Source organism: Peptoniphilus sp. (assembly GCF_050943655.1).
Lineage (GTDB): Bacteria > Bacillota > Clostridia > Tissierellales > Peptoniphilaceae > Peptoniphilus_A.
The window spans coordinates 37,213-59,975 of sequence record NZ_JBMNPQ010000003.1 but is presented as its reverse complement, the minus strand read 5'-3'; the positions used below and the strand labels follow the sequence as shown (position 1 = coordinate 59,975).

Annotated in this window: 22 protein-coding genes and 2 other annotated features; of the genes, 19 read left to right on the top strand and 3 right to left on the bottom strand. The window is 33.4% G+C overall.

Annotated features, from left to right (window positions below; all coding sequences use genetic code 11):
• Positions 1-7 precede the first annotated feature (7 nt).
• Positions 8-2,803: a transglycosylase domain-containing protein gene (locus ACOX6R_RS01030; RefSeq protein WP_433446325.1), complete on the bottom strand. Its 2,796-nt coding sequence runs from the start codon at positions 2,801-2,803 to the stop codon at positions 8-10.
• A gap of 105 nt (positions 2,804-2,908) precedes the next feature.
• Between ACOX6R_RS01030 and hflX the strand changes: the two genes are divergently transcribed.
• From hflX to ACOX6R_RS00995, 7 genes are all read left to right on the top strand, one after another.
• Positions 2,909-4,198 carry a GTPase HflX gene (gene hflX / locus ACOX6R_RS01025; RefSeq protein ID WP_433446323.1) on the top strand — a complete coding sequence of 430 codons (1,290 nt, stop codon included), beginning with the start codon at positions 2,909-2,911 and terminating at the stop codon, positions 4,196-4,198.
• Entirely contained in the window at positions 4,191-4,823 is a 633-nt protein-coding gene (locus ACOX6R_RS01020) for a YigZ family protein (protein WP_433446321.1), read from the top strand. Before hflX ends, ACOX6R_RS01020 begins: the two co-directional genes overlap by 8 nt.
• Positions 4,824-4,831: 8 nt before the next feature.
• Positions 4,832-5,554 (top strand): NAD(+) synthase, encoded by a 723-nt coding sequence (gene nadE, locus ACOX6R_RS01015; RefSeq protein ID WP_433446319.1) that lies wholly within the window; start codon positions 4,832-4,834, stop codon positions 5,552-5,554.
• A 44-nt stretch (positions 5,555-5,598) separates the two neighbouring features.
• Positions 5,599-5,830, top strand: a binding site (T-box leader).
• 47 nt (positions 5,831-5,877) lie between these two features.
• Positions 5,878-6,822, top strand: coding sequence for an ABC transporter substrate-binding protein (locus ACOX6R_RS01010; RefSeq protein WP_433446317.1), 945 nt, complete (start codon positions 5,878-5,880; stop codon positions 6,820-6,822).
• 132 nt (positions 6,823-6,954) lie between these two features.
• Positions 6,955-7,185, top strand: a binding site (T-box leader).
• Between the two features lie 42 nt (positions 7,186-7,227).
• Complete coding sequence (locus ACOX6R_RS01005; protein ID WP_433446315.1) at positions 7,228-8,241, top strand: ABC transporter substrate-binding protein; 1,014 nt, start codon at positions 7,228-7,230, stop codon at positions 8,239-8,241.
• 17 nt (positions 8,242-8,258) lie between these two features.
• Complete coding sequence (locus ACOX6R_RS01000) at positions 8,259-9,146, top strand: ABC transporter permease (protein ID WP_433446311.1); 888 nt, start codon at positions 8,259-8,261, stop codon at positions 9,144-9,146.
• The gene (locus tag ACOX6R_RS00995) at positions 9,133-9,927 is read left to right on the top strand and encodes an ABC transporter ATP-binding protein (protein ID WP_433446309.1); all 795 of its coding nucleotides are present in this window, start codon (positions 9,133-9,135) and stop codon (positions 9,925-9,927) included. Before ACOX6R_RS01000 ends, ACOX6R_RS00995 begins: the two co-directional genes overlap by 14 nt.
• 137 nt (positions 9,928-10,064) lie before the next feature.
• Here ACOX6R_RS00995 and ACOX6R_RS00990 read toward each other — a convergent pair whose 3' ends face one another.
• Entirely contained in the window at positions 10,065-10,904 is an 840-nt protein-coding gene (locus ACOX6R_RS00990; RefSeq protein WP_433446307.1) for an ABC transporter permease subunit, read from the bottom strand.
• Entirely contained in the window at positions 10,901-12,205 is a 1,305-nt protein-coding gene (locus ACOX6R_RS00985) for an ATP-binding cassette domain-containing protein (RefSeq protein WP_433446305.1), read from the bottom strand. Before ACOX6R_RS00985 ends, ACOX6R_RS00990 begins: the two co-directional genes overlap by 4 nt.
• 171 nt (positions 12,206-12,376) lie before the next feature.
• Here ACOX6R_RS00985 and ychF point away from each other — a divergent pair, with 171 nt between their 5' ends.
• From ychF to ACOX6R_RS00925, 12 genes are all read left to right on the top strand, one after another.
• Entirely contained in the window at positions 12,377-13,471 is a 1,095-nt protein-coding gene (gene ychF / locus ACOX6R_RS00980; RefSeq protein WP_433446303.1) for a redox-regulated ATPase YchF, read from the top strand.
• 8 nt (positions 13,472-13,479) lie between these two features.
• Positions 13,480-14,301, top strand: a complete 822-nt coding sequence (locus tag ACOX6R_RS00975) for an HAD-IIB family hydrolase (RefSeq protein WP_433446301.1) — start codon at positions 13,480-13,482, stop codon at positions 14,299-14,301.
• Between the two features lie 4 nt (positions 14,302-14,305).
• Entirely contained in the window at positions 14,306-15,154 is an 849-nt protein-coding gene (ylqF, locus tag ACOX6R_RS00970) for a ribosome biogenesis GTPase YlqF (RefSeq protein WP_433446299.1), read from the top strand.
• Positions 15,144-15,761, top strand: coding sequence for a ribonuclease HII (locus ACOX6R_RS00965; RefSeq protein WP_433446297.1), 618 nt, complete (start codon positions 15,144-15,146; stop codon positions 15,759-15,761). Before ylqF ends, ACOX6R_RS00965 begins: the two co-directional genes overlap by 11 nt.
• 1 nt (position 15,762) lies before the next feature.
• On the top strand, positions 15,763-16,116 hold the full coding sequence (locus tag ACOX6R_RS00960) for a YraN family protein (RefSeq protein ID WP_433446295.1): 354 nt from the start codon (positions 15,763-15,765) through the stop codon (positions 16,114-16,116).
• Positions 16,117-16,312: 196 nt separating this feature from the next.
• Positions 16,313-17,059 carry a Fe-S cluster assembly ATPase SufC gene (gene sufC, locus ACOX6R_RS00955; protein ID WP_433446293.1) on the top strand — a complete coding sequence of 249 codons (747 nt, stop codon included), beginning with the start codon at positions 16,313-16,315 and terminating at the stop codon, positions 17,057-17,059.
• Positions 17,060-18,472 carry a Fe-S cluster assembly protein SufB gene (sufB, locus tag ACOX6R_RS00950; protein WP_433446291.1) on the top strand — a complete coding sequence of 471 codons (1,413 nt, stop codon included), beginning with the start codon at positions 17,060-17,062 and terminating at the stop codon, positions 18,470-18,472. It begins immediately after the preceding gene.
• Positions 18,473-18,481: 9 nt separating this feature from the next.
• Positions 18,482-19,546, top strand: a complete 1,065-nt coding sequence (locus tag ACOX6R_RS00945; RefSeq protein ID WP_433446289.1) for a SufB/SufD family protein — start codon at positions 18,482-18,484, stop codon at positions 19,544-19,546.
• Positions 19,539-20,780, top strand: coding sequence for an aminotransferase class V-fold PLP-dependent enzyme (locus ACOX6R_RS00940; RefSeq protein ID WP_433446287.1), 1,242 nt, complete (start codon positions 19,539-19,541; stop codon positions 20,778-20,780). Before ACOX6R_RS00945 ends, ACOX6R_RS00940 begins: the two co-directional genes overlap by 8 nt.
• Positions 20,770-21,225 (top strand): Fe-S cluster assembly sulfur transfer protein SufU, encoded by a 456-nt coding sequence (gene sufU / locus ACOX6R_RS00935; RefSeq protein ID WP_433446285.1) that lies wholly within the window; start codon positions 20,770-20,772, stop codon positions 21,223-21,225. Before ACOX6R_RS00940 ends, sufU begins: the two co-directional genes overlap by 11 nt.
• 8 nt (positions 21,226-21,233) lie before the next feature.
• A complete protein-coding gene (locus ACOX6R_RS00930; protein WP_433446283.1) occupies positions 21,234-21,629 on the top strand; it encodes an RrF2 family transcriptional regulator in 396 nt (131 codons plus the stop codon).
• Positions 21,630-21,636: 7 nt separating this feature from the next.
• Positions 21,637-22,761, top strand: a complete 1,125-nt coding sequence (locus ACOX6R_RS00925; protein ID WP_433446281.1) for a cysteine desulfurase family protein — start codon at positions 21,637-21,639, stop codon at positions 22,759-22,761.
• Positions 22,762-22,763: the final 2 nt, after the last annotated feature.

Below are 22,763 nucleotides of genomic sequence, written 5' to 3'. Positions count from 1 at the left end.
TCCTCCTTTAATCGTCATTAGAGTTGTTGTCTTCGCCGTTTTCCTCAACCCACTCTCTAGTGTGAACGTCGCAGTATGAACTTGGAATCACCATATAATCGTCGGGATAAATATTGTAATGGTCCTTTGGATTATATTTTTCTTTCCTTTGGAACCTAACTGTATAAAGCACAGATTCACTTGGGCAAAATTGTGTGGCAATCTTATCTGAATCTTTGCAGATTAAATATTTTTTAAACATATCGTCTTCTTCAGTTGTTTCTGTTCCTGTAATATATTTTTCTGTATACCCAGAATTTGCATATTCAGTCAATTTATTGCCAAGCTTTCCACTTTTTGTCGAAATATATCTCTTTACAATATAGTGAGGATCCTCTGGGAAGTTTGAATTATCCTCTATGTCTCTTGTCATCATGTTAAAAAGATTTACAACAGATGAGGTATCTGATGAGAGAGAAATTTTTTGAGTATCTGCACCGAGCCACATTGAAACTGTGTATTTGTCGCTAAATCCGCTAATCCAATAATCTGAGTTAAATCTATTTTGTCCAACATATGCTGCTGTTTGGGCATTTGATAGTTGCGATCCTCTTGCGTTTCCATATTTAGTATTTCTAATAAAGACATCTTTTAACAAAAATGATTTTTTATCGTCAAATAACTTTTTAGATTTATCTGTGTTGTCGATAATAATGTTTCCACTTGAGTCTTCAATTTTTATTATCGCAGTTTGTTCCTTATAAAGTCCCTCATTTGCAATTGTCTGATACATTTTTGAAATATCAAAAAGTGTAACTCCAACTTGCATATTTCCAAGGGCGAGAGATTCTAAATTGTCATCATGCTTCTTTGGATTTTCAGACTTAGTGATGTAGAAGTCTTTGCCATCTTCTTTTATTATGTCAAAACTTTTTAAAACTTCCTTCGATTTATCTATTCCAATTTCTTGCAAAACTTCAGCGTTTATGACATTTGATGTTTTCTCCATTGCGCCCCTTAATGTCATTAGTCCTTTAAAGGAATTGTAGTAATTGTGTGGCCAAAACATTCCGTCAACAGTTAGTGGAACATCGTCATATACATCTCCAAGAGTTTTACCCTCCATAAGTGCGGGAAGATAAACTGTAAAGGGAGTTATAATGCTTCCGGGTTGTCTTAGAGAGTCTGTTGCTCTATTTAAAATTTTGGCATTTTTTGAATTTACATCGAGTCCGCCGATGATTGCTTCGACAAAACCTGTGTCGTTATTTGAAACTATCATGGCCGATTCAGGTTGAATGACTGGCTCAGGATTAAAATTATAAAAATTATTTGAGATAACTAAATTTTCATTCTCGTCAATTTTATAAAAATTATCAAGTTCTTTAATGTATGATCCGTCAATAATCAAATAATCGTTTTTTAAATCATAAGACGATGGATCGATTTGAAGCTCTCCAATGTCAAAAGTTTCCAAAATTTTGTTGTCATTAATTCTATAAAGATCAATTATGTCTAACTTGTTTCCAACTTTTTTGAAATAAAGTCTGTTAATTTTTAAATCGCCGTGACTAGAAATATTGTAGGCATCTTTTGGTATTGTCAGATTAAAATTTTCATCAAAGTGTGAATCTCTTTGAAAATAGAGAATCTCGTCGTTATATACTATATTTTTGTTATCGTCAAAAGATAAATTTAAAAGTCTTGAGCCCTGTGTCGATTTATAGTTTAGAAGAAAGTTTTGAAAATTAGAATATTTCTCCTCTAAATTATTTTGCATATTTTCGTCAATAGAGGAGTAAACTTTATATCCTCCAGTAAAAAGTTTGTGCTCGCCTTCGTTTAAACTTATTTTATAATAGTCAGCCAAGTACTTTGACGCTTCACTCTTTATAAAATCTGTGGAATAGGAACTCATGTTGTGATTTTTAAAAACTTTTGGATTAAGATCTGAAATTATGTCGAAATTCATTGCCTTTTCGTATTCAGCATCGTCTATATATCCAAGTTCTTTCATTCTGTGGAGTACAATTTTTTGTCTGTCGAAGGCGTCTTGATTTAGAACTAAATAATATTTTTGCCCATCGACAGTTCTCGTTCCGATTACGTTCAAGTCCTCAGTTAAAAAATCTTCTGGCACCGATTTAAAAGGTGCATAATTAGTAGGGGATTTTGGAATGCCAGCAAGTAGTGCCGCCTCTGCTATGTTTAATTCATCTGTGTGCTTAGAAAAATAAGTCTGACTTGCTGCCTCTATTCCATAGGCTCCCTGGCCTAGATTTATTCTGTTTAAGTAAGCTTCTAGGATTTCTCCCTTTGACATAACATCTTCAACTCTAAGTGACAGATAGGCCTCTTGAATTTTTCTATCCATTGTCTTTGCATTAGAAAGATAGACTGACCTAACTAGCTGCTGAGTTATTGTTGATCCGCCGCGGACTAGTGCACCGCTTTTAATATTAGCGACAAGAGAAGACGCAATGCCTATTGGGTCAAGGCCCTTATGTGTGTAAAACCTGTGGTCCTCAATTGCCACAAAAGAATTTTTGACATGATCAGGTATGTCGTCTAAATCCACAAGAGTTCTGTATTCTAAAGATTCAACTTTTTCTATGAGAGTGTTGTCTTTAGAATAAATATAAGAAGTTTGGTTAAAAGAATTGGTCAAATTTTCTAAATTAGTTGATGGAGTCTTTGAAATTATTGAAATAATAATTGCAGAAAGAATTGAAAAAATTAAAATAAGTACAACTAGTACAGCTAGTAGAATAATTTTGACTCTATCTTTTTTGTTTAAGTCTTTAAATTTTGTTAATTTACTCATCAAAACCTCCCAAGCTTATTATACCATCATAGATAATCAAATACTATTTTAAAGGACGAAAGAGACGAGATTTTCAAAATCTAGTTTTATTGGTATAATTGACTTATGGATAATGTTTTTTTAGAAAATTTAAATTCACAAAAGAAAATTGAAAAGGTAATAACTGTTGGAACAGATTTGGGCGCCTTTCCTCATTCTCTTGAGACATCAATGGATGAATTAAGCGAACTTGTTAGAGCTGATGGTGCAGAAGTTGTGGGAGAAGTCACTCAAAATCTAGTAAAATTTAATCCAAAATATTTAATTGGGTCTGGCAAGGTTCAGGAAATTAAAGACATGGCAGAAAAATTAGAAGTTGATGCCATAGTTTTTAACGACGAGCTTTCAGGAATTCAAGTTCGTAACTTGGAAAAAAAGATTAAGAAAAAAGTTGTCGACAGGACAAATTTAATCTTAGATATTTTTGGTCTAAGGGCAACCACATACGAGGCTAAGCTTCAAGTTGAACTTGCAAGGCTTGAGTATCAAATGCCAAGACTTTTGGGAATAGATGGCTGGTCAAGAACTGGTGGGGGAATTGGTACTAGAGGACCAGGGGAGCAAATTATTGAAACCGACAGAAGAAGGCTCCAAAGAGAAATTGATAAGATTAAAGAGAAGTTAAAAAAGGCAGAGAAGACTCGTGATACAACAAGAAACAGAAGAGTCAACAGCAATATTCCTGTAGTTTCTTTAGTGGGATACACAAATGCGGGCAAGTCTACAATTTTAAATAAATTAAAGATGGAAGACTCAAAAGAAGTTTCTGTAAAGAACATGCTCTTTGAGACCCTCGACCCAAGTTCTAGAAGGGCAAGGCTTCCTTCCGGCAGAGAATTTATAATATCTGATACTGTAGGATTTGTATCGAAGCTTCCAACAAAAATTGTCGAGGCCTTTAAGTCAACTCTTGAGGAGATTAAGTATTCTGATTTAATTCTTCACGTAATCGACTCGTCCAGTGAAGATATTGAGATACAGTATAAGACTGCAATTTCAATCTTAAAGGACATTGATGTAATCGACAAAAATATAATTACAGTTTTTAATAAATCGGACAAAATAAATATTGAAGATATAAACTTGCCAAGGGAAATTGCCCCTGAGAAGCAAATTTTTATATCTGCATTTAACGACGAAGATATAGAGAGACTGCTACAAAAGATTGAAGATAATCTTGAAGAAAATTATGTAGATGTAAAACTTAAATTTCCTTATGATGACACAGAAAAATTATTTGAACTCGTCGAGAAATTTGATGTTGTTCCAAATTATGAAGACGACGGTATATATATTGATTTATCCTTAAGACAAGATGAGCTTCAGGGTGTAAAGGAATATATGACAAATGTATAATTCAATTTTAAAAGATAAAAGCGCGACAATTGAAATAAAAAAATCTACATTTATCGGGCATGCTTTTTTTGTAAAAGATGAAGAAAGGGCACTTGAGATAATAGACGAAGTGAGCACGAAGTATAGAGACGCAACTCACAACTGCTACGCCTACATCATCGGCGAAGATGCAAATATCCAGAGGTATTCAGATGATGGAGAGCCAAGTGGCACAGCGGGAGTTCCAATGCTTGAAGTTTTAAAAAAAGAAGAGCTTAGAAATATACTCGTAATTTCGACTAGATATTTTGGTGGAATAAAACTTGGAGCAGGCGGTCTTGTAAGAGCTTATACAAGTTCAGTTGTAGAAGCACTTAATGCAAGTACAAGAGCTGTTAGAAAAATTTTTAACAGAACTAGTGTCAAATACGACTACACAAACCATGGCAAAATATTAAATTATCTTGCTGGGGAAGGTGTTAAAGTTCTAAAAGAAAACTATTCTGATCTAGTTGAGATAATAGTGGACTTAGAAGATGATAGCAAAATCATAAAAGATTTAATTGATCTTACAAGTGCAAATGTAGAATTTAAAATTTTAGAAGAAGTGGAACTGCCGACGATTGACGGTAAGATTATATATTAGAGGTAATTATGGATTATAAAAAAGTTACAGAAGATTTAGTAAATTGGTTAAGAGAAAAAGCAGAAGATGCAGGGGCAAAGGGATTTGTATTCGGACTATCTGGTGGAATTGACTCTGCTGTAGTCGCAGGACTTTCTAAAAGAGTTTTCCCAGATAATTCACTTGGATTAATTATGCCATGCGAAAGCATTGACGAGGACAGAGAAGATGCAATAAAAGTAAGTGAAGCTCTTGATTTAGAAACTAGGACAGTTGATCTAACTAATACTTATAGAGAACTTATAAAAGCATCTTTATATTCAGAAAATAGAATGGCAAGATCAAACATTAAGCCAAGACTTAGGATGACAACAATTTATTACTATGCACAGGACCTTGGTTACTTGGTGCTTGGACCTTCAAATGCAAGTGAGTGGTATCTTGGATATTCAACAAAGTATGGCGACTCTGGTGCAGACCTCATGCCAATTGTAAATATTTTAAAGACTGATGTTTTTGAAATTGCAAAGGAACTTGGCATACCAGATGAAATTATAAACAAAAAACCTTCTGCAGGTCTTTGGGTTGGTCAAACTGATGAAGATGAAATGGGCTTTACTTATGACGAGCTTGACTCATACATCAGAGGAGAAAGAGAACCTGAGAAGGACAAAAAAGAAAAAATTGACAGAATGCACAGACTATCACATCACAAGAGAGAGATGGCACCAAAATTTATTTTAAAAAACTAGTTGACAATATCACTTTAAAGGAGTATATTGAAGAACAATAAATAATAAAAGCGTTAAGAGAGAAAAACATATCGCTGGTCTCTTAAAGAGAGTGGGGATGGTGAGAGCCCACAGAGATACAGGTATTTAATATTCACTCTCAAGCTTAAAGGTTGAAAATATAGTAGATCTTTACGGCAGTCACCGTTACCACAGACTAGAGATTGTTAGATCTTAAAATGAGTTAATCTATTTGATTATAAAATTAGGTGGTACCGCGAATCCTTCGCCCTATGGGGTGGAGGATTTTTTTATTATTTAAATTTATTTATTTGGAGGAAGAAATGAAAAATTTAAAGAAAGTTACAATTAGCATTTTAATAATAATGCTTGCGGTTATGACAGTTGGATGCGCTGATGGAGGAAAAGATGAAAAGACAAGTGGCAAGAAGATTAAAATAGGAGCGATACAATATATTGAACACGTATCTCTTGATAATGCACTTAAAGGATTTGAAGATAGACTAAAAGAAGAAGGACTCGATGTAGAAATTGATGCAACAAATCTGCAGGGAGATCAAGCACTAACAACTACGATGCCAAAAAAATATGAACAAGACGAATACGCACTTGTATATGCAATATCAACACCAGTTGCTCAAGGGGTTAAGCAGTCGCTTCCCAATAAAAATATAATTTTTTCAGCAGTAACTGATCCAGTAAAATCTGGAATTGTAAGTGATAGAGATAAGACCGAAAACATAACTGGTGTAACTGATGCAGTTTCTTCAAAAGAGCAGCTCGAATCTTTCTTAAAAATTTTTCCAGACGTAAAAACTGTTGGAACAATTTATTCAACATCAGAGTCAAATTCAGAAGTTCAAATAGAAGAGCTCAAAAAATCATGTGAAGAGCTTGGACTTGAGTTAAAAGTTACTGGCATAAATAATATTAACGACATTGGACAAGCAATTGCGTCTTTGAAAGATGAAATCGACGTATACTATGCAATTACAGATAACACTGTTGCATCGGCAATTCCAGTAATTTCAGAGACACTAATTCAAAATAAAATTCCTTCACTTTCTGCTGAAGAAGGTCAAGTAGAAAAGGGACTACTCATGAGTGAAGGTGTAAATTATTATGAACACGGAAGACAAGCAGCCGAGATGGCAATAAAAGTTATAAATGGAGAAGAGATAAAAAATATTCCAGTTGAAGATAATAAAGTAACTTCGAGAAAGATAAACGAAGACACAGCGAAAAAATTGGGAGTTGAAATAAAATAAAAAATAAATAAAACTAAATATTGTATGGGACAACGAACAATACTAATCTCCGCAACACTTTAAATTAATAAAATAATTTTCTCAAAAAGCCTTGACATTTATAAAAAGCACAGATATAATATCACTAATTTAATAAATGCTGTGAAAGAGAAAAAAGAATCTAAAATGATTTAAGAGAGTTATCGGGTGGTGCGAGATAATACATTTGGATTTAATATACACTCTTAAGCTTATTTGTTGAAATTAGTAGGCAAGTACGGAAGCCCCCGTTAACTTAGGCTAGAGGTTGTTAGACCTTAAATTGAGTATCTTTTTAGATTAAAATCGGGTGGTACCGCGTGAGATAAGTCTTTCGTCCCAAGTAGTGGATGAAAGACTTTTTTTATTATTTATTTGGAGGTTATTATGAAAATTAAAAAAATTATAATGTTAGTAGCTTTAAGTTTACTCTTTGTGTCCTGTACAAATACAAATAACAAGGTAGAAGAAAATAACAAAAATATTGAGAAAAAGAACACAACAGCTCAAGAAGAGTCAGGTGAACATAAAAAAATTGGAGTTATTCAGCTTGCAGATCACATTGCACTAGAAAGATCTAGAACAAGCTTTGAAGAAGAAATTAAAAACTTAGATAAAGATGTAGAAATTATTAGCAAGAATGCAAATGGAGATTTGACAGTAGTGCCGACGATTATAAAAAACTTCGTCGATGAAGATGTAGATTTAATCTATGCAATAGCAACTCCAGCAGCACAAGGTGCAAAGAATGGAGCAGGAGACATTCCAATAGTATTTTCTGCAGTGACTGATCCAGTTAGCGCAGATTTAGTTAAAAACATTGAAGAGCCAGAAGCAAATGTAACTGGTGTAAGTGATTACTTCTCAGTTAAGGCTCAATTAGAAGAAGCATTGGAAGTTTTCCCAGATATTAAAAATGTTGGAGTTTTATTTTCAACAAATGAAGCAAATTCAAAATTCCAAATTGAAGAGCTAAATAAAGCAGCAGATGATTTGGGACTTGAAGTTATTGAAGTTGGAATAAACAATATTAACGACGTGTCAACAGCGATGAAGTCAATGGAAAATAAAATTGATTTATTTTTTGGAATCCAAGATAACACAGTTTCATCTGCAGCATCAATAATTGCAGAGTCACTAAAGAGTGCAAAAATTCCTTCAGTTGCATCTGAACAGGGTCCAGTTGAAAATGGAATTTTAATGAGCACAGGTGTCGATTACGAAAGTCTTGGAAAAGTTGCTGCAAATATGGCACATGAAATTATAAATGGCAAAAAAGTAAGTGAAGTACCTGTGGCATACTCAGCAGAAGTTAAAAAAATTGTAAACGAAACTACAGCAGATGCTTTAGGTTTATCAGATAATGAAAAATTAACAGAAGATGCAGACTTAGTAAAATAAATTTTTAGGAGGCAAGAATGAGTTCAGTAATAACAGAGTCAATAGTGATGGGGCTGATTTTTTCAGTTTTGACTATTGGAGTTTTCATAACATTTAAAATCTTAGATTTTCCAGATATGTCAGTTGAAGGGACGTTCCCACTAGGAGCTTTCGTATTTGCTAGGGCACTTACCTTAGGGATGAATTCAGTTACTGGCATGATACTTGCCTTTGTGGCAGGAGCAATTGGAGGACTTATAACTTTCGTGCTTTATAGAAAGTTTAAAATCCAATCAATCCTTTCAGGGATTCTAACAATGACTTTTCTATATTCAGTAAATCTTAGAATAACAGGAACGTCAAATATAACTTTTTTCGAATACAAAACTGTATTTCAAATGTTTGAAAAGATTCCTAAGATGTTAATTTTATTAATAATAGTTTTAGTAATAAAAATTTTAATGGATGCTTTTTTAAAAACAGAAAAGGGATACTTGCTACTTGCAACGGGAGATAATGAAACTCTAGTAAAGTCTCTTGGCAAAAATCCAGACAAATATATCTGCCTTGGACTTATGCTTTCAAATGCACTAGCTGCTCTATCTGGTACACTAATGGCACAGTCAAATGGATACGCAGACATCACAATGGGTCAGACAATAATAGTCTCAGCTCTTGCATCAATAACTATTGGAGATGCTTTCTTAAAGAATTCGAGATTTGTAAAGAGAACGACAAGAGCAATTTTTGGAGCAATTATTTATAGAATAATTTATGGAGTTGCAATTCAACTTGGACTTGAACCAAGTGATTTAAAGGGAATTACAGCAATTATCGTTGTAGTATTTATTTTATACAACAACGCATCGTCTAAAGGATTTAATATTTTAAAAGAGAAAAAGAGGGGTCAAAGTGTTAAGAATTAATAACTTATCTAAAACTTTTTACAAAGGTACGCCGGAAGAAAACCAAATTTTTGATAATTTTTCACTTGAAATAAAAGAAAATAGTTGCGTCGCATTTTTGGGACCAAATGGCTGTGGAAAGTCCACACTATTTAATTTAATTAGCGGATCACTTGACAGCGACTCTGGGACAATTGATATTGGAGATAAAGAAATTTCAAAGCTTCCTGAACAGGAGAGAGCTCTTTTAATCGGTAAAGTTAACCAAAATCCATCAATGGGAGTGGCACCGAGCCTTAACATCTTAGAAAATATGTCCATGGCATACAAGAAGGGACAAAAGTTCACACTTAAAAGGCTGATAGACAAAAACAACAACGATGAAATAATAAATAAGCTAAAAACCATTGGTCTTGGACTTGAAAATAAATTAAACACAGAAGTTAAATTCTTATCTGGTGGACAAAGGCAGTGCTTGTCACTTCTTATGGCAACAGTTAGAACGCCAAAGATTTTGCTACTTGATGAACACACAGCAGCGCTTGATCCAAAAACTTCAAGTGTAATCATGGATAAAACGAATGAGCTTATTAGAGAAGAAAAGATCACGACACTTATGATTACTCACAACCTTCGCCACGCTCTTGAATACTCTGACAGAATCATAATGTTAAATCACGGAAAAGTCGTCCTTGATATAAAACCTTCTGAAATAACAGAAGAAGAGCTAAATAGAATTTACTACGAAAAAATTGAAGATACAAAAGAAGTAGAAGTTCCAAAGCTTGTTAAAATCGCGTAAAAATAATTTAATAAATTATTTTTATCCATAACCTCAAAAAGGCTGCTACAGTTTAATTTGTAGCAGCCTTTAAATTTAATTTTAAAGAAGAAATGCACAAAAAAACTATCTCACAACTGCAAGATAGTTTTTATAAATTAATATTTAAGTTCTTTGTTTGAATAGATTGTGTAAGTCAGTATTATGAACACAACAAATATTGCGAGGTTTACTCCAATTGTAAGAACATTTATGTTTGAACTTATAAAGGCATAAGTTGCAAAAGCTACATTAGGGAAAAATGCCACAACATTTGCAAAAGTTCCGCCCATTGTCTTTCCAATAATTGTAAGAAGAACAATTAAGAAAACAAATAGAGCAGAGATAGCATCTTGGTGCTCAGATGATTTAGACATTGATGAAAGTAAAAATCCAAAACTCATAAACACGAGCCCGCTACCAAATAAACTTACAAAAATTCTAATTAGTGCTTGGATGACGTCAAAGTCTGTCATCTCAGGAATATATTTAGAATTTACGCCCGATGCTGCAATGATGAATACAAATCCAAAAGTTGCAAGAGCCATGATTAATAGAAATATTAAATAAAGCACTAAGTTTGCAGTTAATTTTGAAGTTACAATTTCTGATTTAGAAATTGGGTTTGAATAAATATATTCAATGTTTCCACTAGTCTGTTCTTTTGATAAAGAGCTTGCACCAAGTTGCATTGCAAAAATAAACATTAAAACTGCAAGGTAGTGGTAAATAACTGCAAGATAATCTCCAATGTTTGTAATATCTGTTGAAGATGTAAATCCTAAAATTTCTTTTGTTGAATCATTAAAAGTTTCTACCATTGATCCAAAGATTGAATTCATTTGAGGTTCAGCTAAGAATGGATAGAAGGCCATCATGAGTCCAAGAAGTACTATTAAAACTATTGCCCATGCAATTGTCTTAGTAAAGTTTGATTTAAATTCCATATTAAAAATCATTGTTCTCCTCCTTTATCTTCGCCAGGAGTTTGGTCTTCTTCATTTTTTGCATAATCAACATTTTTGCTGCTCAAAATATTTGTATAAGTCTTAGTCTCATTCATGTTGTCTATTTCTTTTTCATCTTCTTTAGTTTTAGGCTCTTCAATTTCTGCATTAGCTAAATCTTCGGCTTTTACTTCTGTTTCATCTTCTTTTGGTTTAATCTCATCGACAAATAAGTTTGTCTGAGTGTTGTGAATGCTATCCACATTATCTTCGCCAAGAGTGAACTTATTTTCAGAAGCATCACTTATAACAGTCTTATCCGAATCATCACTTACTTCATTAGGCTCAGGCTGAATTACTGTTTGTGATACTGTGTCAGTTTCTAGATTTTTATCAACAACTTCTGTATCAACATTTTCTTTTCTTGTGCTTACATTTTTTCCAGAATAGTAAGCGATAATTTTGTCTTCAAGATTTGCATCTTCTAGAGTGTAATTTTCCAAAGCTTCTTCATATATTACTTTAGATAAATCAGTAAGATTTTTGTCGTAATATAGAACTGTTTCGCTGTCAGTATCTTTAATAACTCTTGCACCGATTGATGTAAAGTAATTTAAATTGCCTCGGTATTCTTTAATCTTTAGAACTTTATCTCCAGATACGCTTACATTATTGTATTCAACATCGGCGATTTTGCCGTCGTGAAGATAAGCAACTCTTGTAGAATATTTTCTCGCTTCTTTTAATGAGTCAGTTAAAATAAAAACAGTCAAACCTTCGCTCTCATTTAGGTTTTTGATGTATGAGAACAGTTTATCTATATCAACTTGAGTCAAATTAGTGCAAGGATTATCTAAGATAATGAGCCTTGGCTTAACAATAAGTGCGTTTATAATTGCAAAAAGTTTTAAATCTCTTGGCTCTAAATCTGATATTCTTAGTCTCTCATTAAAATTAAAATAGTCGCATAGAGTGTCGATGTCCTCAGTATTTTGAAGATTGTGAGAGTTTAGGGTTTTTTTCAAAACTACAGAAGACTTCATATTTGTATTTAATAGACTATCTTCTGGAACAAAACTCACACTTTCTTTTATTTCTTTTGATTCTTTAAAAGAATCCATATCGTAAACGCTAACACTTCCACTGTTAGGTTTTAAGTATCCCATTAAAATTCTTGCAAGTGTAGTCTTGCCAGAATCCTTCATTCCAAGTAAGCTAAAAATTTCGCCATCTAAGACTTCTAAATTTAAACTTGTTAGAATTTCCGTTTTGCCTTGATGTTTCGATAGGTCGTTTGTAACGATGGCACTCATATTATTCACCTCTTTAATAAATGTTAAATCTATTATACAATAATAATGCTTATAATTAAAGAAAACTTACAAATACTTAGAAAAGTCTCGTTATTATGCTATTTATTACATTTTGTATAATAATCCTAGGTATTTTTGTGTTATAATTTTATTTCGAATGGAGGTTATTAAATGAAACTTGGAATAGTGGGACTACCTAATGTTGGAAAGTCCACTCTCTTTAATGCTTTGACTAGTGCAGGAGCTGAGGCTGCCAATTATCCATTTGCTACAATTGAACCAAATGTTGGCGTTGTAAGCGTTCCTGATGAAAGACTTGATGTTCTTGCAAAGTTAAGCAATTCACAAAGGATAATTCACACTAATATTGAATTTTATGATATAGCAGGACTTGTAAAAGGTGCCAGCAAGGGCGAGGGACTAGGCAATCAATTTTTATCTAATATACGCGAGGTCGACGCAATTGTTCACGTAGTTAGATGCTTTGAAGACGAAAATATAATTCACGTAGACGGATCAATTGATCCAATCCGAGACATTGAAAATATAAACTTAGAATTAATTTTCTCAGACCTTGAGCAAGTAGAAAATAGATATTCAAAAGTTGTAAAAAAAGCAAAGGGTGATAAGTCCCTATTAAAAGAAAAGAACTTGTTAGAAAAATTAAAGAAGGCTCTTGAAGAAGGAAAATCAGCAAGAGAAGTTGAAGTAGACGACGAAGAGAAAAAACTTATAAGAAATTATTCTCTTTTAAGCGCAAAACCTGTAATCTATGTATGCAATGTGTCTGAAGATGACATAGCAAATGATGGGGCAGATAATGAATTTGTAAAGCAAGTTAAAGAATTTGCCAAGGAGAAGGGCGACAATGTTGTGGTAATTTCTGCAGAAATTGAATCAGAAATTGCAGAGCTTTCTCCTGATGAAAAAGAACTTTTCTTAGAAGAGCTTGGGCTTAAATACTCAGGTCTTGATAAACTTATAAGATCAAGCTACGACCTTCTTGGACTAATTTCTTTCTTAACTACTGGAGAAGTTGAGACTAGAGCTTGGACAATTAAAAAGGGAGCAAAGGCCCCTGAAGCAGCTGGAAAAATTCACTCCGATATGGAAAGAGGATTTATTAAGGCTGATACAATTTCTTATGAGGACTTAGTTGAAAGTGGATCTACTCAAGTGGCGCGTGACAAAGGCCTTATTAGAAGTGAAGGAAAAGATTATGTCGTAAAAGATGGCGATGTAATTGTATTTAAATTTAATGTATAAGGAGATTTATGGTAAAACTTGTTTCTATGGACTTAGATGGCACACTTCTAAGTACTGATAAAGTTATGACAAAAAGTTTTAAACCCTTTGTAGAAAAATTAAAGTCAAAGGGAATAGTACCAATTGTTGCCACGGGAAGAGAATATTTTATGGCAAATAAATTTCTTGGCAATACAGATATTGACATAGTCTGCAATAACGGCAATGTAATAAGAAATAATTTAACTGGCAAGACTAGTTATGTAAATCCAATCGACAAAAAAGACGTGCTCGAGATAATGAGTTTCGATAAATCTGATGAGATAATATCTACAATTCATATTTTGAGAAACGACGGAGTGGATCTACTTTATAGATTAAAAGAAAATCAAGACTATAACAATTCCTATGTAAATGTATTTGCTGGAAGAAACTTAGGAGTAAAAGACTTCCTACAATATGATGGAGAGCCACTTTCCATTGTCTTTGCAGCTAGATACGAAGTTTTAAAAGACTTTAAAGAAGTTTTGGAAGAAAAAATTGGAGACAGGTTCAACATTCATTTAATGGAAATAGTAAGTAAACCTTATTGGATGTTGGAAGTTTTGCAAAAAAATGGCGACAAACTTTTTGGCGTGGAGAAATTTATTGAGGATAAAAATATTAATCTTAAAAATATCATATCTATTGGAGATGACTCCAACGACAAAATGTTAATAGAAAATTCTGGCATAGGAATTGCTATGAAAAATGGCGTCAATGAACTTAAAAAAGTTGCCGATATTATTTCTGATTACGACAACGACAATGACGGCGCTATTAAAATTTTAGATAAAGTTATTTTTGGGTGATATTATGAATATAAACTGGTATCCAGGTCACATGAAAAAGACCATTGAGGATATTGAAAAAAAATTAAAACTTGTCGATTTTTGCATTGAAATAATTGACTCAAGGATTCCTTACTCTAGCAGAAATCCAATTTTTGATGATATCTTAAAAAATAAAAAAAGACTTTTAATTTTTAACAAGGAAGACCTATCTGATCCAAGTTTAAATAAAAAGTGGAGAGATAAGTATACCGATCATGACCACGCAGTTTTGTTTTACAACGCTCTTAGACCAAATGTAAATGCAGTTGTTTCAAAATCAGAAGATTTAATGAAAGAAGAGATTCAAAAGTTTGAACAAAAAGGTTTAAACAAGGGACCACTTAAGGCCATGATTGTCGGAATACCAAACTCAGGTAAGTCAACTTTTATAAATTCAATTTCGGGAACAAAATCTACAAAAACTGGAAATAGACCCGGCGTCACAAAGACAAATCAGTGGATTAGAATAAATCCAAAGCTTCATCTTTTGGACACACCGGGAGTTTTATGGCCAAAGCTAGAAGAAAATGTGGGGCTAAACCTTGCCTTTACTGGAGCTATTAAAGACGAAATAATGGACACAGAGACTCTCGCACTTAAATTAATCGAAAGGCTTAATCAGATTGATAAAAATATTCTAATTAATAGATATAAAATAGAAGTAGATGATAATATAGAGCCGCTTGAAATCATGGAACTTATTGGAAAGAAGCGCGGCGCACTTTTAAGAGGCGGACTTATCGATTATTCAAAAGTTGCTGGAATTATTTTAGACGAATTTAGAAAGGGCACACTTGGCAAGATAACATTGGAGGATCCAGATGATATTTGAAGATTATGAAGGCAAGTATTACAAAGGTGGATACCAAATAGTTGCGGGAATTGACGAAGTTGGAAGAGGATGTCTCTTTGGCGATGTAGTTGCCTGTGCTATTGTAATGCCAAAGGGAGAGTATATAGAAGGAGTCAATGATTCCAAAAAATTATCTCCCAAAAAGAGAGAGGCTCTCTATGACGAAATATTAAAGTCAAGTGTGGCTGTTGGAATTGGAAGAGCAAACGCAGCAAAAATTGACGCAGTAAATATTAAAGTTGCAACTCATATAGCTATGCAAGATGCAATAGAGAACTTGCGCGACAAAGACGGCAAGAAAGTTACACCTGATTTAGTTTTAATTGATGCTGAGACGATTAACACAAAAATATTTCAACAGTCATTAATTAAAGGCGATGAACATTGCTACTCAATCGCATGTGCATCTATTGTTGCAAAAGTTTATAGAGATAGTCTTTGCGTGAGATGGGCAGAAGAGTTCCCAGGTTATGGAATAGAAAAACACAAAGGTTATGCCACAAAATATCACAGAGAGGCACTAAAACATTATGGACCGTCAAAAATGCACCGCATGAGTTTTTTAAAGAATTTGGATAAATGGTAAAATGAATAACCTGTATTATGGAAATATTGGGGAAGATATTGCCACAAAATTTTTAGAGAGAAAGAATTATAAAATACTAGATAGAAATTACAGAGCTCTTGGAAATGAAATTGACATCATTGCAAGGGATAAGGACGAAATAGTATTTGTCGAAGTAAAGACGAGAAACTCTCACAAGTATGGCGAGGCTTATGAAGCTGTAGACAAGTTTAAAATGGAAAATATAATACTTACATCGAGGGCTTATATCGAAAGATATTCACTCTATGACATTATGATTCGCTACGACATTATCGAAGTGTATCTAATGGAGAAAAAAATAAATCATATCGAAGGAGCTTTCGACTTATCATAAACTAGGTTTTCGCCTAGTTTTTTTCTTGCGCAAAAATTTAAGACTTATCGTTTTTTGTGAGTGTAAGTAAATAGCAGAGCACTTATTTTAAAATATTTAAATAACATTTTTAATTTCTCTCTAGTTGTGTTATTATTAATACAGATAAAACATAGTAATTTTGTATGAATTATTTTTTAAATAAATGGAGGATAAAATGACTGAACTTTTAAGGATTGAAAATCTTAGCGCTGGAGTTGGAGAGAAAAAAATTTTAAAGGACATCTCCCTAAAAATTAATTACGGTGAAGTGCACGTAATCATGGGACCAAATGGTTCTGGTAAATCTACTCTTGCAAATGTGATTATGAACAATCCTGTATACGATGTGTATGATGGAAAGATATTTTTAGATGGTGAAGACATTTCAGACTTATCTACAGATAAGAGAGCGAACAAAGGACTTTTTATGTCCTTCCAAACTCCTGAAGAAGTGCCAGGAATTTCTGTAGAAAACTTTATTAGAACTGCAAAATCTGCAAAAGAAGATAAAACTATTCCAATTTTAAAGTTCAAAAAACAAATTAAAAAAGAAATGGAAGAGTTACACATGAATTCTTCTTATGCTGAAAGATACTTAAACGTAGGATTCTCTGGTGGAGAGAAAAAGAAAAACGAAATTCTTCAAATGCTAATGCTTGATCCTAAGCTTGCAATACTTGATGAAACTGACTCAGGACTTGATGTTGATGCTACAAGAATTGTATCTGAAGGAATTGAAAAGTTCTTAGACGAAAATAATTCTGTACTGATAATTACTCACCACAAAGAATTAATTAAAAATATTAAACCTGACTTTGTCCACGTAATCCTAAACGGAGAAATTGTCAAAGAAGGCGATGCTTCTATCATCGACAAGATTGAAGACGAAGGATTTAACTGGATAAGAGAGGAGGTAAAATAGTTGAGTAAAAAAGAGAAAACTCAAGTAGAAGAGATGGATCGTGGAGTTTATGACATTAAAAATAAATTCACTTACAGATCCAAAACTGAAAAGGGACTTACTGAAGATATAATAAGACAAATCTCTGCTGAGAAGAACGAACCTGAGTGGATGCTTGAATATAGATTAAAGGCACTTGAAATCTTTAACCAAAAATCAAATCCAACTTGGGGACCAGACCTATCTGAAGTTGATATAAACGAAATAACAACATACATTCGACCGGACGCCGATCTTTCTGATGACTGGAATAAAGTTCCTGAAGAAATTAGAGATACATTTGATAAGCTTGGAATACCTGAGGCAGAAAAAGAGTCACTTTTATCAGGTGTTGGTGCACAGTATGACTCTGAGGTTGTATATCACAGCATCCAAAAGCACTTGCTTGATCAAGGTGTAATTTATACAGACTTTGAAACAGGTCTACATGAATATCCAGAAATTGTCAAAAAATATTTCCAAAAATGTATCACACCAAATCTTCACAAATACGCAGCATTACACTACGCTGTTTGGTCTGGAGGATCTTTTGTATACGTTCCAGAAGGAGTAAAGGTTGATATACCTCTTCAATCTTACTTCAGATTAAATGCGCCTGGAGCAGGACAATTTGAGCACACACTTATAATCGTTGAAGACGATGCATATTGCCACTTCATCGAAGGTTGCTCTGCACCAAAATACAATGTAGTAAACTTACACGCAGGAGCAGTTGAACTTTTTGTTGGAAAGAACTCTACACTTAGATATTCAACAATCGAAAACTGGTCAAGAAATATGTACAACTTAAATACAAAAAGAGCCATAGTTGAAGAGAACGGAAAAATCGAATGGGTCTCTGGTTCTTTTGGATCAAAAGTATCCATGCTTTATCCAGCATCAATTTTAGTTGGAGAGAATGCGTCTAGTGAATTTACTGGAATTTCTTTTGCAGGTGAGGGACAAAACCTTGACACGGGAGCACAAGTAGTTCACGCAGCACCTCACACTAAATCAACTATTTATACAAAATCAATTTCTAAGGGTGGCGGTGTAGCTATCTATAGAGGTTTAGTTGACATACACGAAAATGCTTATGGATCTAAAAACTCCACATCTTGTGAATCGCTAATGCTTGACTCTATGTCTCGTTCAGACACTATTCCATCAATCAATATCAAAAATAACAATATTGATATGGGACATGAGGCAAAAATCGGACGTATCAGCGACTCTGTAATATTTTATTTGATGACTCGCGGTATTTCTGAAGAAGAAGCTAAGCAAATGGTAGTGCGTGGATTTGCAGAGCCAATTGCCAAAGAGCTTCCACTAGAATATGCAGTTGAGATGAATAACTTAATCAATTTGGAACTTGTAGGTTCAATAGGGTAAGGAGATAAGATGAGATCTAGTATTATAGGAAATGAAATTGCCTTTAAAACTTTTAACTTTTTAAAAGTAAATGATACAGAAATCGAGATTCCAAATTTTGAGAAAAAAGATTTTAAAATTAAGGGCAATGACAATTTTTTAGAATTAAAAGAATTTGACGAAATAAAATACGGAATTAGCAAGGAAGCTTTAGATTTAAATAGAGAATTTTTAAATTATTATAATTCATACGAAGCAGGAGATGGCGAGGACAAGGATTTTGGACTTACACTTTTTGAACTTGATGAAGATTATGATAATTTATCTGATCTGCACGATATAGTTGCAGGAAAAAATTCTAAATTAAGACTTGTACTTGATTACACATCAAGTGGCAAGAAGGACATGTTTAGAAACAGTGTGATTAGAATTTTAGCTGAAGAAAATTCAAGTGTTGAAATTTTTATCATCCAAAGAGATTCACTAAACACAATGGTCCTTGAGTCAATTGGAGTTTATGCAAAAGATAATGCCGAAGTTAATGTTCATCAATATGAAGTTGGTTCAGGAAAATTATATGCAAATTGCAAATGTGAATTAATTGGAGAAGGTGCAAAGGGAAATATTAACTCAATCTACTTTGGCCAAAAAGATGAATATATAAACATTAACTACGACATGATTCATCGTGGAGAAAAGACTCTTTCAGATATTTATGTAAATGGAGCACTTAAAGATAAATCAGTTAAGAATTTAAAATCAAACTTGCAGTTTATTGAAGGAGCTTGTGGAGCTGTTGGATCAGAAGAAGAATACACTATACTACTTGATGATACAGTGCATTCAACATCAGTTCCTCTAATGCTTGCTCACGAAGATGATGTAGTTGGTAACCACGCATCAAGTGCTGGTAAGCTTGATATGGACCAAATATTTTATCTAATGACAAGAGGAATTAGTTTAGAGAGTGCAGAGGCACTAATTATCGAATCTAAATTCTCAACAGCAATTGATATGATAAATGACGAAAAATTAGAAGAAAAAGTTTGGAAGTCAGTTAGAAAAATTATTAAAGAGGGTGGACTTCATGTTTAGTAAAAAAGAAATAGAAGACATTAGAAGAGAATATCCCTTCTTAAACTTAAAGCCAAATGGAAAAGATATAATATATCTAGACAATGGTGCAACAACTCAAAAGCCTAAGGAAGTTTTAGACAATATCCAAAACTTCTACGAAACTGAAAACGGCAACCCTCACAGGGGAGCTCACTATCTCGCAATGGTTTCGACTGAAGCTTATGAGGGAGCAAGAGCAAGAGTTGGAAAATTCATTGGTGCAAAATCTCCAAATGAGATTGTATTTTTAAGAAATGCAACTGAGGCACTTAATTTAATTGCATACTCCTACGCTTTAAACAACTTATCTGAAGGCGACGAAATTGTAATTTCAATAATGGAGCACCATTCAAACTTAGTTCCATGGCAAAGAGTTGCCGAAAAAACTGGAGCAAAGTTAAAATATCTTTATGTAGATGAAGATATGCAAATTCCATTTTCTGAAGTAGAAGAAAAAATTGGCAAAAACACAAAAATTTTATCGCTTACAGGTGCATCAAATGTCGTTGGAACAATGCCCGACTTAGATAAAATATTTAAATACACAAGAGAAAACTCAGATGCAAAAATCATCCTAGATGGTGCACAGCTTGTTCCTCACAAAAAAGTAGATGTTTCTAAACTAGACATAGACTTTTTAGTATTCTCAGGACACAAGATGTATTCTGCAATGGGAATTGGCATATTATATGGTAGAGAAGACTTATTAAATTCAATGGAGCCATTCCTATCTGGTGGAGACATGATTGAATATGTTTACGAAGACAAGACAACTTATCTTCCATCACCACAAAGGTTTGAAGCAGGAACTGCAAATGTTGAAGGTGCAGTAAACCTTGCAGCAGCAATCGACTATATCGAAAGAATCGGCATGGATAGAATTGATGAGTATGAGAAATATCTAACTGATTATGCTTATGATAAACTTAAAAAACTTGATTATCTAGAAGTTTATACAACATCAAACAAAAACAGAGCGCCAGTTATTTCCTTTAACTTTAAAGAAGCTCATCCACATGATGTTGCATCAATTTTAGACACTTATGGAATAGCAATTAGATCAGGACACCACTGTGCGCAACCACTTCACAGATTTTTAGGTTCAAACTTCTCATGCAGAGCAAGTTTTGCCGTTTACAATACAATAGAAGAAATTGACTATTTTGTTGAACATCTTGAAGATGTAAGGAGGCTACTAGGAATTGAATCTTGAAAATATTTATACAGAATTAATATTGGAGCACTCAAGAAACAAAAATAATAGAAGAGACTTAGAGCACTACACTCACAAAGAACTTGGACACAATCCAAGCTGTGGCGACGAAATTACACTTCAGCTTGATGTAGAAGATGGAATAATAAAAGATATCTCCTACACAGGACATGGCTGTGCGATTTCACAAGCTTCAACTTCTATTATGTGCGATATTGTTAAGGGGATAAGTGTAGAAGAAGCAATAGAGCTTGCAGATAAATTTATTGCAATGGTTAAGGGCGAAATCACAGATGAAGACGAACTAGAAGATCTTGAAGATGCAATTGCTTTTGAAAATATTAAAAATTTACCTGCCAGAGTAAAATGTGCAGTACTTTCATGGTACACACTTAAGGATATTTTAGTAAATAATAAGACAGAGGGATCATTTAATCCTAATTGAGGTGAAATATGAAACTTTCAACTAAAGGAAGATATGGTTTAATGGCCATGTATAATTTAAAAGAGAACATGGGTAAGGGTCCAATATCTTTGAAGGATATAGCTAAAGATGAAAATCTTTCAGAGTCCTACTTGGAGCAGTTATTTTCACTACTAAAAAAACATGGTCTTGTTGAGTCAATAAGAGGTGCAGGTGGCGGATATATTTTGGCAAGAGAGCCAAAGGATATTCCCATTGGTGAAATTATAAATGCACTGGAAGGAGACATTTCGCTATCTTGTTGTGATTCAGGCAAAAATGCAAATTGTGACAAGCTAGAGGGCTGTGCAACAAGAGATATTTTATACAAATTACAAAATCAAATTGAAGATGTAATGGACCAAATGACATTGGCAGATATGTGAGGCCTTTATGATATATATGGATAATGCTGCCACAACAAAAATTAAAGATTCTGTGCTAAGAGAAATGATGCCGTATTTTACAGATTTTTATGGAAATGCGTCAAGCATCTATTCTCTTGGTCAGAAATCAAGAGCAGCTATAGAAAATTCAAGAATAAAAATTGCAAATATTTTAAATGTAGCACCAAGTGAAATTTATTTTACATCATCTGGATCAGAAGCAGACAATTGGGCTATTAAAGAGACTTTAAAAGAGGGTGAGATAAACCACATAATATCATCAAAGATAGAACACCCAGCTGTTTTAAATTCTCTTAAATACTTAGAGAAAAAGGGACACAAAATAGATTTATTAGACGTAGATCGATATGGTTTTGTAGACCTTGATGAACTTAGAGAAAAGATTGACGACAAGACGAATCTTGTTTCCATAATGAGCGCCAACAACGAAATTGGCACAATAGAACCAATTGAAGAAATTGCAGAAATTTGTAAAGAACATGGAGTTTTGTTTCACACAGATGCCGTTCAAGCTTTTGGAAATATTGACATAGATTTATCTAATAAAAATATTGATATGTGGTCAATGTCTGGTCATAAAATTGGCGCGCCAAAGGGCGTTGGAATTTTATACATTAAAGACGGCACTAAGATAAATTCTTTTATAAATGGTGGATCGCAAGAAAGAGACATGAGAGCCTCAACAGAAAACGTCGCTTATATAGTTGGGCTTGCAAAAGCAGTAGAAGATGCATACAATAATTTAGAAAAAAATACTGAGTACACAGAAAATCTTAGAAATTATATGTTGGAAAAATTATTAAAAATTGATAAAGTATTATTAAATGGACCAAGAGATAAAAGACTTCCAGGAAATATTAATATTTCCATAGAAAATCTAAAACCTCAGACACTCGTCCAATACTTGGATATGTTTGATATTTGCGTCTCACAAGGTTCAGCCTGTGCTGCAGGAAGTATTGAGCCCTCCTATGTTTTATCTGCAATAGGAAGGGACAAAGATCTATCTTTATCAACAATAAGAATTTCTCTAAACAGTGACAACACAAAAGAAGAGTGTGACTTTGTAGTTGATAAGTTAAAAGATGGAATTAAAAAATTTAGCTATTAGGT